Annotated in this window: 12 protein-coding genes; 4 read left to right on the top strand and 8 right to left on the bottom strand. The window is 57.3% G+C overall.

All coding sequences use genetic code 11. The features are described 5' to 3' along the window. The first annotated feature begins 14 nt into the window (after nt 1–14). The 4 genes from trxB to AC3A4M_RS21050 all read left to right on the top strand — a co-directional run bounded on the left by trxB (nt 15) and on the right by AC3A4M_RS21050 (nt 8,064). Nucleotides 15–998, top strand: coding sequence for a thioredoxin-disulfide reductase (gene trxB, locus AC3A4M_RS21065; RefSeq protein ID WP_498738351.1), 984 nt, complete (start codon nt 15–17; stop codon nt 996–998). A 26-nt stretch (nt 999–1,024) separates the two neighbouring features. Then, nucleotides 1,025–1,351, top strand: coding sequence for a thioredoxin (gene trxA / locus AC3A4M_RS21060; RefSeq protein ID WP_074700288.1), 327 nt, complete (start codon nt 1,025–1,027; stop codon nt 1,349–1,351). A gap of 5 nt (nt 1,352–1,356) precedes the next feature. Further along, a complete protein-coding gene (locus tag AC3A4M_RS21055) occupies nt 1,357–2,544 on the top strand; it encodes a peptidoglycan-binding protein (protein WP_498738348.1) in 1,188 nt (395 codons plus the stop codon). A gap of 5,307 nt (nt 2,545–7,851) precedes the next feature. Continuing rightward, a complete protein-coding gene (locus AC3A4M_RS21050; protein WP_498738347.1) occupies nt 7,852–8,064 on the top strand; it encodes a hypothetical protein in 213 nt (70 codons plus the stop codon). Between the two features lie 405 nt (nt 8,065–8,469). Here the strand turns inward: AC3A4M_RS21050 and AC3A4M_RS21045 are convergent, their stop codons facing one another. From AC3A4M_RS21045 to rpmH, 8 genes are all read right to left on the bottom strand, one after another. Then, the gene (locus AC3A4M_RS21045) at nt 8,470–9,831 is read right to left on the bottom strand and encodes a ParB/RepB/Spo0J family partition protein (RefSeq protein ID WP_498738346.1); all 1,362 of its coding nucleotides are present in this window, start codon (nt 9,829–9,831) and stop codon (nt 8,470–8,472) included. Nucleotides 9,832–9,908: 77 nt separating this feature from the next. After that, entirely contained in the window at nt 9,909–10,889 is a 981-nt protein-coding gene (locus AC3A4M_RS21040) for a ParA family protein (protein WP_498738345.1), read from the bottom strand. 218 nt (nt 10,890–11,107) lie between these two features. Further along, nucleotides 11,108–11,743, bottom strand: a complete 636-nt coding sequence (rsmG, locus tag AC3A4M_RS21035; protein ID WP_169992109.1) for a 16S rRNA (guanine(527)-N(7))-methyltransferase RsmG — start codon at nt 11,741–11,743, stop codon at nt 11,108–11,110. A 41-nt stretch (nt 11,744–11,784) separates the two neighbouring features. Next, entirely contained in the window at nt 11,785–12,345 is a 561-nt protein-coding gene (locus tag AC3A4M_RS21030; protein WP_498738344.1) for a Jag family protein, read from the bottom strand. Continuing rightward, nucleotides 12,342–13,307: a membrane protein insertase YidC gene (gene yidC / locus AC3A4M_RS21025; RefSeq protein WP_498732897.1), complete on the bottom strand. Its 966-nt coding sequence runs from the start codon at nt 13,305–13,307 to the stop codon at nt 12,342–12,344. Before yidC ends, AC3A4M_RS21030 begins: the two co-directional genes overlap by 4 nt. A 6-nt stretch (nt 13,308–13,313) precedes the next feature. After that, on the bottom strand, nt 13,314–13,721 hold the full coding sequence (yidD, locus tag AC3A4M_RS21020; protein ID WP_498738343.1) for a membrane protein insertion efficiency factor YidD: 408 nt from the start codon (nt 13,719–13,721) through the stop codon (nt 13,314–13,316). Beyond that, nucleotides 13,718–14,101 carry a ribonuclease P protein component gene (gene rnpA, locus AC3A4M_RS21015; RefSeq protein ID WP_498738342.1) on the bottom strand — a complete coding sequence of 128 codons (384 nt, stop codon included), beginning with the start codon at nt 14,099–14,101 and terminating at the stop codon, nt 13,718–13,720. Before rnpA ends, yidD begins: the two co-directional genes overlap by 4 nt. A 74-nt stretch (nt 14,102–14,175) precedes the next feature. Then, nucleotides 14,176–14,313, bottom strand: a complete 138-nt coding sequence (gene rpmH, locus AC3A4M_RS21010; protein WP_003800212.1) for a 50S ribosomal protein L34 — start codon at nt 14,311–14,313, stop codon at nt 14,176–14,178. Nucleotides 14,314–14,570 lie beyond the last annotated feature (257 nt).

Below are 14,570 nucleotides of genomic sequence, written 5' to 3'. Positions count from 1 at the left end.
GAGGTTCACAAGCAGTGAGCACAGATACCACCACGTCCGTGCGGGACGTCATCATCGTCGGCTCCGGCCCTGCCGGTTACACGGCAGCTGTCTACACGGCGCGTGCCAACCTGAAGCCGCTGCTGATCGCCAGTTCCGTACAGGCCGGCGGTGAACTCATGAACACTACCGACGTCGAAAACTACCCAGGCTTCCCCGAAGGCATCATGGGGCCGGATCTGATGGACACCTTCCAAAAGCAGGCCGAGCGCTTCGGTACGGAAATCCTGTTTGAGGACGTCACCGATCTGGACCTCGATGGCCCCATCAAGAAGGTCACCATCGGCACGGGCGAGACGTTCACCGCGAAGTCGATCATCATCTCCACCGGCTCTGCCTACCGCGAGCTGGGCCTGGAAGATGAGAAGCGATTGGCGGGCCGCGGGATCAGCTGGTGCGCAACCTGCGACGGCTTCTTCTTCAAGGACCAGGACATCGCCGTCGTTGGCGGTGGGGACTCCGCCATGGAGGAAGCTCTCTTCCTGACCAAATTCGCAAAGTCGGTCACGGTCGTCCATCGTCGGGACAGCCTGCGCGCCTCGAAGATTATGCAGGACCGGGCGCTGAACCACGAGAAGATCAAGTTCCAGTGGAACTCTGCAGTTACCGGTATCGATGGTACCGACAAGGTGACCGCACTCAGGCTTACGGACACTGTTGACGGGACCGAGAGCGTGCTGCCCGTGACCGGTGTGTTCGTGGCCATCGGCAATGATCCCCGAGTGGATCTCGTCAAGGGCAAACTGGATTTGACGGTCGAAGGCACCATCGCCGTTGACGGTCGGTCCTCCCGGACGTCTGTCGCAGGCGTCTTCGCGGCCGGCGACGTCATTGACCCGACCTACCGTCAAGCCATCACCGCTTCCGGCTCCGGCTGCGTCGCAGCCATCGACGTCGAGCACTACCTCGCTGCCCTTGAGGATGCTGAAATTCCGGTAGCCGAGCCGGCAACCGTCTAGTCCAACTGTTCAGAAGGAGAATTATTATGAGCAACGCTAAAGATGTCACGGACGCCAGTTTCGACGCTGACGTCCTGAAGTCCGACAAGCCCGTTATCGTCGACTTCTGGGCCGAATGGTGCGGCCCCTGCCGTATGCTGACGCCCATTCTGGACGATATTGCCGCAGAGCATGCCGGCAAGGTCGAGGTCGTCAAGCTGAATGTGGATGACAACCCTGCCACCGCCGCTCAGTACGGCATTACGTCCATCCCCGCCGTCTACGTCTTCAAAGACGGCAAGGTGGCCGCCACCTCAATTGGCGCCAAGCCGAAGCAGGTTATCGAAAAGGAATTCGCTGAGTTCCTCGGCTAGAAATTATGGATAACGACGCTGCAGACCAGAGTCTGCGCCGTTCGGATACCAGCCGGCGCGTGGTGGCCCTGAGAGAGAGGCTGCTGCGCGCCGGCATTTCCATGGCGTATCTGGCACCGGATCAGGTCAACGACCCGACGGTTTTCGACGACCATGTCGATGCTGCCGTCCGCACGTTCCAGCAGAACCGCGGACTTATGGTGGATGGCGTCGCAGGTCCAGAAACACTTAGGGCATTGGGCGAAGCCCAATACAACCTGGGCGACAGGCCAATGTTCTGGCAACAGGGTCTCGACTACACGCGGGGAGACGATGTATCGGAGCTCCAGCGCCAGTTGTCCTATCTCGGGTTCTATTACGGCCACATAGACGGCGAATTCGGCGAACGTACTCATCTCGCCGTACGGGAACTCCAGCAGAACCTTGGTCTTGAACCCACCGGCGTAGCGGATGCCCCGCTCATCGGCGCGATGGCACGCGTGAACCGCAGCATTAGTCCGAGCCAAGCCTTCTCACTCAGGGACTATGAACGGCTGAACCAAGCTTCCGCAGCGCTCAAGGGCCGCGTTGTTTGTCTGACCGCCGGTAGCGGGACCTCCTTCCAATCCCCCGTAGCCGACAAGGCAAGCGGTCGTCCTTTGACCGAGAGACTGGTCGCATCCGACGTGATGCGTCGAGTTGAGAGCATCCTGTCCGGCCTCGGGGCAGAAGTAACTGTGGTGGATGCAGAACCCGAGAAGGCGGTGGACAACCGTGTCCAGTTGATTCGGCGGGCATCTCCTAGTTTGAGCATTTCAATCAACTGCGATTCACTTGATCAACCGCTGGCTAATGGCGTCTCTGCCTTTTATTGGGGCAAACCGGAAACCGGAGAAATTCGTTCTCCAATCGGTCACCGGGCCGCGGAACTGATCCTGAAGGAAGTTCTTGCCAGGACAACGGCAACCGACTTGGGGATCCACGGACGCAGCTGGGACATCTTGCGACTGACAAGCATCCCGTCGATCCAACTCGATATCGGTTATCTCAGCAATCCTGATGAAGCAGGGAGACTAGCCGACCCGGTGTTCCGTCAGGTGCTGGCTGATGCCATCGTTATAGCTATCCAACGGCTCTACCTGCTGGAAGAGGATGACGAACCGACAGGTACCTTGGCACTCGATGACGTGCTGCGGTTCAACCCTGAACTCTGAATCGGCGTTTCACGTGAAACGCTGCCCTGGCAATAGCGCCCATGCATTCTTCCCTAAGTGTATTGATCCGATTCCCGGCATCGTGCGGTCGACTCAGCGCTGAGGTCGCACTTGCCGGTATCAGTTGCCTCTCCAGCTCAGATCCCTGAAGGGGTGCACTCGCGTAATCAAGCCTATGACCAGAAGCTCAACCCACTAAGGGCCCGGGTAAGTGCTCCGAATTGCCCTGTAATTCGTGAGTGGGGGTGCGGACCATTTAGGAGTAGGCCGTGACAAATGCATGTCTCGCAACCCTCGGCGTCTGCAGGGCAGGGGGGGGAACTGTAGTAGTCCGTTCTGACGATCAACTCATTCGAGGGACTATTCGAACCGGTGGTACACCTTGGTACTGCTATTCCATCGACCCGGTACCGGTCTGGTCATGCCGTTGGCCGCTCCCGCTCGCGATCACCCAGAAGTCTTGTAGGACTAGTAATCGCTAAACCAGTTGCCTCGGACTATTCCTGATAACTGCTTGAGTCGACACGACTCCAGGCTGCTCCGGCGACGCATATCATTTTCTCTAAGGCCGATCGTTCGGACCCGGTGGGCCACCAATTCAGGATGCTGCTGGCGATTTGCCTGAAAGGGATCCGATCCACAATACGTAACCGATCGGTGCCCACGGAAGGTCTGCGACTTCATGTGGCCAGAGGGGTAAGGAGCGCTTTGAAACTGTCTGCGTCGAAGTGAAGCCACAGCCGCAGGCTTTCGGCCTTGCCCTTGTTTTCCAGACCCGCCAGCCGAGGTCCGGCCACGACGCGGGACCGAATAAACGGAAAGCAACCAGGTCTGTCGCCTCATAATCGCGGCGCGAGCAGCGAGACCCCAGCCCGTCCCTGCATCCTCGACCGACGGCGTTTCGGCTGGCCATGAACGGGCAGCCCAAATGGCCATGAGAGCACAAACAGCCAGACTCCTATTGGCCATCTATGGGCAGTTTCTATTGGCCGCCAACAAAAGGTCACTGCTGGGATTCGGGGCAATGCTCCAGATGAGGAAGACTCCGACGATGACCATACCGACATCGCTTGGCTGTAGGGAATGTTGACATCCGTTCACCGCGTGATGTCTTACTCCACGAAAGAAGAGCCTGCAGAGAGATATAGCTGCGGTACCGATTCCGGAGAATATCGTACCGTTCTAGATGCCTCCGATACCTACAAGCCCTCTCACCCAGGATAAGCGGCTCATACTCGGGAAACGGCGTCCGGTCACCAACGACGCGATCAGTGCTTCCAGTAGCTGTTTTGCCGGTGTAGGCTTGCCGCGTCTCGACACACAATGAGGACTGGAAGTAGCGGGTGTCCGTAGCTCATCGAAGTTCCACGTGAAACGGAACAGATCCGCAACGATGCCAATGTCATCGACAGCACGGCAGACATGCGAAATTTTCTGGTAATAGTCGGTAGGGCAGCCAGGCGCGGCCGCGGAACTTCTCCGCTTGGTCCACCTAACCGTAGGGCGTTTACGGTGGAGACTTCTCGATGATCAGTGAGGAACCGGCGTTGACCAGCAGTGTTGGCGGCCGGTTCGCGCCACCCGCTTGGAACGCTCTACTTGCAGCCCGGCGACATCACCCCACGGCAGTCTCGCTCGCAACCGACAGCTCATCTCCGAGAACTGTCAGCGGAATCAATTTGAACCGCTAGTGCATAGTCTTGATGCTTAGGGCCTTTGCTCGTGATCGTCATTGCATGGAGTATCGATCCTGCAGCTGGGACCCGTCGGACTCCGCATTCAGACGGTTGTCCCAGTGACCGCACTTAGATGGGACGAGGATTCCACTGCCGAATAGAACCCACGACTTGCTGTCGTCGTTTCACGTGGAACTGCTTCCCCTATACGAGACAACATTCTCGTGGGCCGTAGACCCTCCTCGTCATCAGTCGAAAGAGCGCTGACGCAGTTTGGTGGCTAGCTTCAGTCTCCGTCCACGCGGCTATCCCGAAAGCACGTACGTTAACGTCCGTAACCGTCCAACGGGCAAACGAGCTTCTGGCATGATGTCCTGCAATCGCAGGTTTGGGGCAGGTCCGTTTAGGGATCTCCAGCTAGCGGAATTCTGGTTGTCTTGCGGGATGAAGTTTGAGCGGAACCTCGTCCTAAGCACAGTTAGGTGTTCAATTCCGTTTGTGCTTGATCGCTTGGATGCTTACTCCCTCCTCGGTTTAGGGGCGACGTGACGAGGCAGTTTCAGGTCGCGAGAACATTCCGCACAGTGTTCCCAGCCTCCCTCTCTACAGATACGGCCCAGAATGCAAAAAAGCGGTCCAATAGGGCATGGGGCACGGCAAGCGCAACAGCAATGACTTCTGGAGGTTGGCCTACAAATTCACTCATCGTCCTCTTGGTCTGGCGCGGGACCTCCTCCTTCTGTACGACCCGAGCTGCAGTTTCGGTCGTCACCGCGGCACATAGGACCGACCGTCCCACAAGTATCATGCTTGTTCCACGTGAAACGTGGATTGCGCGAAACTTGCATTCCTCATCTACGCTGCATTCAAGCGGATTCCCCACGATCTGCGCACCGCAGCGAAGCTGCAGAAGTGACAGGGCGCTACTTCGCGCCACATCCAATGCTGGGTACCAGCTGCCTTGACTTGCCGGTCAGACACAGGCGACACCTTACATGTCCGGTCTGCTCTGACGACGTTCCACGTGAAACCGAGCCAGCAAGTGGGCCGTCTAATACAAGTGGAAGCTCATCCTGAATATGCCGCGCTGCCCATATCCACAGCCGTAAACGGTCGTTGCAATTACTGTCACATTTCGAAGGACCTACCCTGCAAGACGGCGTCCACATTCAGTGGGGATGGAGGTCGTACCAATCGGTAGCGTTCTGAGTGAAACAAGCGTGTATGTCGCCAGAGCCTGCCCTGCCCTTCTTCGCTGGCACTGAGCTGGCGACGATAAACATGCAGTGCCTGGACCACCCGAAATCTTTGGAAGTGCCTTCACTACGATAGGATTCCAAAGCACCACGATTGAGATATGGGCCATGCCCTGCCAGCGGTGGCTGCTGCCGCTCATCTTTGACCCTATACCAACGGGCTTTAGACGCGACTCTTTCAGCTGTGTGCTCCACGCTCAACTCGTGAAGCTACATGGATATACCTTCTCCGCCCTGCCAGGATGTCGAACGAAGATAGGGCGCAGGATACTCAGCCGCTTGTGCTTTGCCGCTGAGTTCATGTTCCACGTGAACCCTGTCTAGAATGTCTTCGATCCGAGCGCATGATATCGGCGCAATTCCTTCCTGTCACCTGGACGCATCCAACAAAGCGACCTGGAAGCTGCAAGCAGTCACCCGTTCTGGGGCGCAGCGGCTCAACGTGGATCAGCCCTCCTACCTATGCGGAAAGGTAGGGCCTCAACCATCCGGAAATGCGTGGGCCGACAATTACAGGTGAAACATCGCGCAACTGCTAGTGAGAAGTGGTTCGATGATCCGTAATGGGATGACGAAGGGACCGGAAAGAATCCAATTCAAATCATCAGCGAGGATCTCGGCACCAATAGGCCCGAGCCCGCACGAGGGAAGACTAAGGCGTTCCACGTGAAACAAACAGGGCGTTTCCCCGACGCGCATGACCGCAGGGAGACGCTCCCCGAGTATGGACCTCATGTGCATCATAGACGCCGGTCGGCCTGCGCCATATTTTGATCATCGACGGCCGAGCAGCCGCCCAACTCGCTGACTTCCCTGAGGCAACATAGCCAGGACTACTTATCAATGGTGCTCCGGCCCCTACCGAACGAGAGCAGTGGGATTTACCACTGAGCTCTAAGCCGCTCGGCCCCAGCCGGGCTGCAAACTGCTCTCTTACGTAACACCACATTGTAATGTATCTTACAAATCCATCAGATTGCACAATGATTCGTCGCCAGATGGTGAGATTTTAGGTGTCTACCTTGGTCGTACTGCCGGCACGCCTCCAGATATCCAGTGTGACAAACGCCGGTGATCGCCCTAAGATTCGGCGGAAGCCATATCCAGCACGTTTCCCGTGAATCATCTCGGCGGTTTCGCTGGGCAGATCCGCAATAGTTCATCAGGACACAAGTTGAAACGTTCCGAGAACGTAGTGGCACGCTCACTTTGTTGAAGAAACACCAATAGTACCCTGAGACTTTCCGGCGCAAAACGACATTCACTTAGGTGGACAGGAACAACCATCCACGGACAGCCAGCGAGCTACCCATAGATGCTCACCAAGACATATTCGGCACTGAGGACTCCAACTTGAAGAAATCCCAGCGACCGACACGACCGATAGAGACGCAAGGAAGACCCGTAACTCCGCGTGCCCATTGCGGTCAAGACCGCTTCGAAACAGCCCGACACGAACCGGTGTCCCGGCCGGCGGCACGTATACGTTGTCCATGTTTCCAGCCCGCCAGGCCTGGCCCGCCTAATGCAGAACCCGAATGAACCGGCAAGCAGCCACGACTGTCGCCTCAGAAGCCTGACGAGAGCAGCAAGCTACTAGGTCATTGCAGCGTCATCGCGGCGACGGAGTTGCGACTGGCAGTCAGTGGCAGCCTCAATCAGCATGAGAGCAGAAATGGAACGAATACTGTCCGCGATCTATGGACAGTTCTATTGGCCCCCAACAGATTTCCCGAGGCGTCTGGCGCCGACGGGTACGCTTCTCATGTCGAAGGTACGGGGTAGACGGACCCACGAGTTTCACGTGAAACGCAGGCCCGCCCTACAGAAGTGCGTTCCTCTGACGTGGTCCCGCCTGCCGAAGGAACAGGATCGAAATTTGCTGCATCTGGCAGTCTGCGCAAATTCGTCTTGAGCACCAGAGCGCCACTCGCTGGAGCCGATAAGTCACCATATCGTGGATCGCGAACTTCAAAACCAACCCGTACCAACAACTCAATGTAATTTCCTCTACTTGTCCGGAAACCAAGATGGATGAGCGCACACACTGAGAGAAACGTGCCTATCGGGGAGGGTCAGCGTAAGGATGTGAAACAATTCCTAAACCAATACTGTGCCGGTGACGACGTCAAACTGCCTTCTCGGTTTCACGTGAAACACGGTAGCCCAAGCGGCAGAAGAGTAGGTGCCGCCTGATTTCCACGACCACCCTTCTCAAGCGGTATATTACTGGCTGTCGTCAAAGGTCTCCTTGAAAATTGAGTCGAAGCAATCTTCGCTTCACTACTTCGACCTGCCGCAGTCGTTTGATGACGGCAGTGCCTGTTCGAACCCGGCAACAGCAGGCGCTTTCGTTGAGTAAGCAGATGTTCGCAATGACACAAGTCGTAAAACCGAGAACTACGGTCCCCGCGACGTCACCGTTCTGGAAGGTCTTCTGGCGTCCGCAAACACCCCAGAATGTACATTGGTCCGCTGGTCCCCGCCGTCTAAACGACTTCGACAAGGCCGTCGATGAGAACCCGATCGGCTATGACAGCACGATCGACATCATCCTGTCAGCCGACGCAGTTCCCCATGGTGAATAAAGGGCGCGGCGTCGGATCGACATCCGCCAATTCGAAGGCCGGCCCACGGTCCAGGCTGGGATGAGCATTCTGCACGCGGGCGGCAAGTTCGGCGGTGGCAGTTACGCGCTTTCCGGCCCTCTTCGCGCTGGCGGTATTTCGGTGGCTAGTTCAGTTTCTCCTTCCGCATGGAATGTATCCCTCACCTGCGTCGCTGACAGAGTGACTGCTCAGACAGCAAATAGGCTCTTTCAATCGAGGGTTCGTTACCATGTTCCACGTGAAACAAAATCTAGGACGAGACTGCTCGGGACGACTCCACCCTGACCTTCGCAGTTTGCCGGAACACAGTAGGCACATAGCCAAAAGGGTAGGAACCGCTTGACTGCGGAACCTACCCTCCCAGGCATCAATTGGGTACTGAAACTAACCGTCGCTATTTGGGCTCAGGACGGTCATGATTCTGTTCAGGTCATCAACACTCGCGAACTCGATACTGACCCGACCCTTCTTTGCGCCCAGGGTAATCTTCACACTTGTATCTAGCCGATCAGAAAGCGAAGTGGCGAGATAGTCCAACCGCTCATGGCGAGCACCGGCTCGAGGCTTTGATTCCCTTTTTGGCCTACGAAGTCCATCGCTGAGTGAGACAATCTCCTCAGTTGCCCGGACGGACAATCCTTCAGCAACAATCCGTTGAGCGAGCTTCTCCATTTCAGCGGGATCTGCAAGCCCGAGCAGGGCACGCGCGTGCCCTGCAGATAAGACACCCGCTGCTACACGACGTTGTACCAACGGCGGCAACTTCATGAGTCGGATCGTGTTGCTCACTTGGGGGCGCGAGCGACCAATGCGATCAGCCAACTCGTCATGTGTACATCCGAAATCTTCCAGCAATTGTTGATATGCGGCCGCTTCTTCAAGCGGATTAAGTTGACTTCGGTGTAGGTTTTCGAGGAGCGCGTCCCGGAGTAGATCGTCATCGGTAGTCGAACGGATAATAGCCGGAATGGTGTCCAATCCGGCTTCTTGAGAGGCACGCCAGCGCCTCTCGCCCATGACCAGTTCATACTTATATTCGCCAGTCTCACCCGATGGTCGGACAACAATGGGCTGCAGGATGCCGATCTCGCGGACCGAGTGCACCAATTCTGCCATGTCTTCTTCATCGAAGACTGTCCGCGGCTGCTTCCGGTTAGGGTGGATAGACAGGATCGGAACTTCAGCGAATGTCGCCCCTGGCACCTCTACAAGTGTTTCACGGGAAACATCATCATCGATTTCCGGGGCATCCGACTGTTCGACAGCTTCCGCCATCTCCTGTTCGGTTGCTTCGGCTTCGTCAGCTGCCACTGAAGTGGCGGAAGACTCAACCGGAGTCATCGCCTTTGCCTCAGGTTCCACGGGAGCTACCACTGAGTTTTCATTCTCATGAGCTGCGGAGCCCGGCTTCGTCCCAATCTCCGCCTCCGCACCTGCCGTGTCCGGAGACGGCTTGACCGAAGCCTTCTTTATGGGTTTGCGTGCAGACGGAGAGTTCTTTCGGGGTCCCCGAAGGACCTCGGCGACCTGCGCCGCCGAAGAGGCACCGCCTCGTTCCGATTGGGTGTTCAGGAATGGCGAGTTGTCTTCGTCGCGACGGGAAGCTGCCGGGAAAAAAACATCGACGGGACGACCACGGCGGGCAGCTGCCGGACTGGGCTCGGTATTCTTCTCTTCTGTGGCTACAGGTGAATTCGGAATCAACGCACCCAGGCCCCTACCCAAACCGCGGCGTTTCTCACTCATCAAGGGATCCTTCCTGAATGCACGCGAATGCGAGCATTTTTCTGACTAGGAGCTAAGTCTACCGTTGAGAGTTGGAGTTACTTGGATTGCCGCCCGCGCTCGGCAATTTCTGCTGCTGCTTCCTGATAAGACAGAGCACCGCTGGAGGATGCATCATAGGTGATGACTGTCTGTTGATAACTCGGCGCCTCGGAAATACGTACGGATCGAGGAATGACCGCGCCCAGAACCTGATCCGGGAAGTGCTGGCGCACTTCCGCGGCAACCTGCGCAGCCAAGTTTGTTCGACCGTCGTACATCGTCAGGAGAATCGTTGAAACAACCAGGTCCCCGTTGAGGTGCTTCTGGATCATCTCGATATTGCTGAGGAGTTGGCTGAGACCCTCCAATGCGTAGTATTCACATTGAATAGGAATCAAGACTTCTTGCGCAGCTACGAAAGCGTTGACGGTGAGCAGCCCCAGACTCGGTGGGCAGTCGACGAAGACGTAGTCCAACCGTTCCTGTCCCGCGGCTGCGCGTTCCTTCGCGTACACGTCTATGGCGCGACGCAGTCGCTGTTCCCTGGCGACCAATGAAACGAGTTCAATCTCCGCGCCGGCCAAATGGATCGTAGCCGGAGCTACGATGAGGTTCTTGATGTCTGGGCAGGGCGCCAGTACGTCAGCCAACGGCAGGTCATTAATGAGGACATCGTAGATGCTGTCCACATCCGAGTGATGCTCGACGCCAAGAGCGGTCGAGGCGTTACCCTGCGGATCAATATCCACGACAAGAACGTTCAGACCAGCGGCGGCCAGGGCAGCGGCAATGTTCACCGTCGTGGTTGTCTTACCGACGCCACCTTTTTGGTTGCTGACTGTAAGAATCCGCGTTTCGCTGGGCCTCGGTAGGTCGCGTCCCTGCAACCTTTCGCGGCGCCGGTTCTCGCTGGCAAGCTCACGCGCCAGCGGTGTGCTTTCATCGATCGAATCCATAACGCTGGGAACCGTCGACTCGACCTTCATTTCCGTGGCACCGGCAGCCGATGTTTCACGTGAAACCTCGATGTTAGTCATTAATTATCGACCTTTATGAGTTGAGTGAACGAAGAAAACCAGCCTCGGAGCCGGTCCCGTGATGAAGTGAAGCTGCGTCCCGCAGAGCGCTCGTCTCCCAAACCCACCAGAACTCGCTCACTTCCCTTATCTCCGGCTTTAGTGACTCTAGACTATCTGCTGGCACTCCAGAATGACGACGACCCCCCGCAGGTGTGGGTTATTCGTCAGCCTAGGAATCAGCGGCCAACCACAATACGGACAACGGTCGTGGGTTCCTCAAGGAGATCTTCCCCAACCGTCACAACCGAAGTGTCAGTGCCGCCCAGCTTGCGGATTACCTTTGCTGCCTTCTCGATTTCTTCTGCCGCGCTTCTCCCCTTGATGGCTAGGACTTGCCCATGGCCTTCCAAGAGCGGAATCGTCAGGGGCGCCAACTTGTTCAGGGCAGATACGGCCCGCGCCGTTACAACATCTGCTTTGACCTGTCCTACGGCCAGTTCTGCACGGCTACGCAGGACCTCCACGTTGTCTAGGCCTAGGTCGTCGATAACTTCGTTCAGCCAAGTGACCCTGCGCTCCAGGGGTTCGATAAGCGTGAGCCGTAGGTCAGGCCTTGCCAGGGCGAATGTGAGTCCGGGCAAGCCAGCACCGCTTCCGACATCCGCGACATAAGCGTCGGCGGGGATCAGTTCAGCTACGACCGCACAGTTCAACACGTGTCGGCTCCAAAGACGCGGAACTTCTCGGGGACCCAACAAGCCACGTTCCATGCCCGATGTCGCCAAATGCTGCACGTAACGTTCTGCCAGCGCTGTTCGGTCTCCGAATACCGACGACGCCGCCGCCTTTTCTTTCGGCGTTATTTCAACCACGTATATACCTCAATAAGTAGGTCAGGCCAGCGGCGGCAGGACTAGGAAGCCAGCGAGACGACGATGTGGCGGTTGGCTCCTTCGCCTTCTGACTCGCTGGCCAAGCCGAGGTCAGCCACCGCATCATGAACGATCTTCCGCTCATAGGCACTCATCGGTGCCAATGCGACCTCTTCGCCGGTCTCTTTTGCCTTGGTGACGGCGTCCTGCGCGATCTTGTGCAGTTCGACGCTACGTTCTTCCCGGTAGCCGGTGATATCAAGAACAAGCCGCGATCGGTTCTCCGTGGACGTCAGAACGGCCAATCGTGCGAGTTCCTGCAGTGCCTCAAGAACTTCGCCTTCACGGCCGACCAACGCTTCAAGAGCATCGTTGTCGTCCTCTTCGGAAACGATCGAGATGTAGGTGCGTCCGTTGCGGACTTCGATGTCGATGTCGCCATCAATATCGGCGATGTCGAGCAACTCTTCCAAGTAGTCCGCAGCTACGTCGCCTTCTTCTTCCAAACGGCTCGCGTTGTTGGACTGTGTGGCCGACTCTTCGGATTCGGCTTCCAGGGCCGACTGATCGGCAGATGTATCGGAGACGCTCTCGGTGCTCATTTTCTCTTCCTGTTCTTACGCTGGGGCTGCGGTCGCTGCACCTTGGTGGCAGCCGGGGCCTCGACGGCCGGTTCCTCGGACTTCTTCTCTCCCAGAAGGGGGATCATGGGAAGTCCCTTCTTCGCGCGGCGTTCAGCCAAGGCCTTGGCAGCGGGCGACCCGGGGGTGGGCATCCGCCTGATCACAAGGAACTGCTGGCCCATGGTCCAAAGGTTGGTGGTGGTCCAGTAGATGAGAACACCAATGGGGAAGTTGATTCCGCCGATGCCGAAGACCAGGGGGAGGATGTAGAGCATCATCTGCTGCTGGCGCATGAACGGGCTGGCCAGTGCTTCCTCGGACATGTTCTTCGACATGATCTGCTTCTGCGTGATGAACTGCGAGGCAGTCATCGCCAGAATCATGATGATCGACAGCACGATGACGGCAACTTGGTTGTCACCACCGCCACCGTGAAGAAGTGAGGCTGATAGGGGTGCACCGAAGATGGTGGAGGCATCGAACTGCTGAATGTCCTGGGCGGACAGAGCACCGATACCGCGGCCTTCGTCGCTAGCCCCAGACGCCTGGCTCAATACCTGGAACAACGCAAAGAAGAACGGCATCTGGATCAGCATCGGCAAGCAGGCCGAGAACGGGTTGGTGCCGTGCTTCTTGTACAGGGCCATTTGTTCCTGCGTCATGGCTTGGCGCGAGAGCTGGTCCGTCTTACCCTTGTACTTCTGCTGAAGCTTACGGAGATCCGGTTGCAGCGCCTGCATTCCGCGCTGCGCCTTGATCTGCTTGACGAATACCGGGATGAGAGCAGCCCGGATGACGAGCACCAGAGCAACGATGGACAGCGTCCAGGTCCAGCCGTTCGCCGCATCCATTCCCAAGGTGGTGAACAGGTCGTGGAACGACCGCATGATCCATGAGACCACCCACATGAATGGGAAAAGTATGGTGTTCAGGAAATCCATTACTCGTTAGCTCCTCGGGCCGCTTGGACGGCCTTCATCGTCGGCCGGAATCTCCGGGTGATTCAGCACAATAATCCGTGGCGTTCCAGCGGGATTCTCCCGAAGCAGACGCTCATAGTAAGGGGACAACGGCACGTGATCGACGCCGCCGTCGTTCCAGGGGTGGCAACGCGACAGCCGACGCACCGCAAGCCAGGTTCCCTTTACGGCTCCATGGATGGTCACCGCTTCCAGCGCGTAGGCCGAACAAGAGGGGAAAAACCGGCACACTTGTCCGTATACAGGAGAAACGACTTTTCGGTATGCCTTTAGCAATCCGATCAGCGAGTTCTGCGGCAAGGCCCAGAGAAAACGCGCCGCGGAGGAAGAGGCAGCGGCAGGAGGCTGCACCGGCGAATGGCTTGTTGCGCTCATTCGGCGGGTCCTCTCTGCTCGGCCGCGGGCAGTGCCGCGCGGAACTTTGACGTCGCTGCTGCAAATGTCTTGCGGTAATCATTGCTCAGAGCGCCGAAATCTGCGTTCGCTGCCGGAGGCAATGCCCTGACGACAACAGAAAGCCCCTGTGGATAAGCCCTGAGACTGTGCACCGCGATCTCCCGCAGTCTCCGTTTAACGAGATTGCGGGTTACAGCGTTCCCCACGGCCTTGGACACGATAAAGCCGAAAATGCTCGGCTGGTCCAGGGCAGTGGGAACCGCGTATAACACTAAGTTCCGACGCCCAGAGCGGGCGCCGGAACGTACAGTTGTTGAGAAGTCTGCCGAAAGACGCATCCGGTTTTTACTGGACAGCATGATAATGAAAGCTGCCTATTCCGCTGCGCGGCTGCTGAAAGACAAAGCAGCCGGATTCGACAAACGGCAGCTGGTTAGGCCGACAGTTCGGTACGGCCCTTGCCGCGGCGCGCTGCCAGGATGGCACGGCCGGCGCGGGTACGCATGCGAAGGCGGAAGCCGTGCTTCTTGGCACGACGGCGGTTATTCGGCTGAAAAGTCCGCTTGCTCACGGTGGTTACTCCAAGACGATCGACAGATGCGCCTCAGCCCGTTGCAACAAGGGGAAGTAACAGGCGGACGCTCTATTGGGCATCTGCTCTGGCAACCTCACAAAAGGCATGGGGGTATGCACAAAGCAGACACGAAGGACTACATAACGGTAGGGGTTAGAACGGTGTTCCGTCAAACCAGCGCGTTGACTCATCAAAGATGCCCGCGTAGCTGCTATCGAAGAATCATTGGATAATGCCCGCGTAGCGGTGTGTCT

The organism is Arthrobacter sp. Soil_C_60 (genome assembly GCF_057656375.1).
Note: the sequence above shows the minus strand (reverse complement) of the source record. Positions and strands in the feature narration are given on the sequence as shown.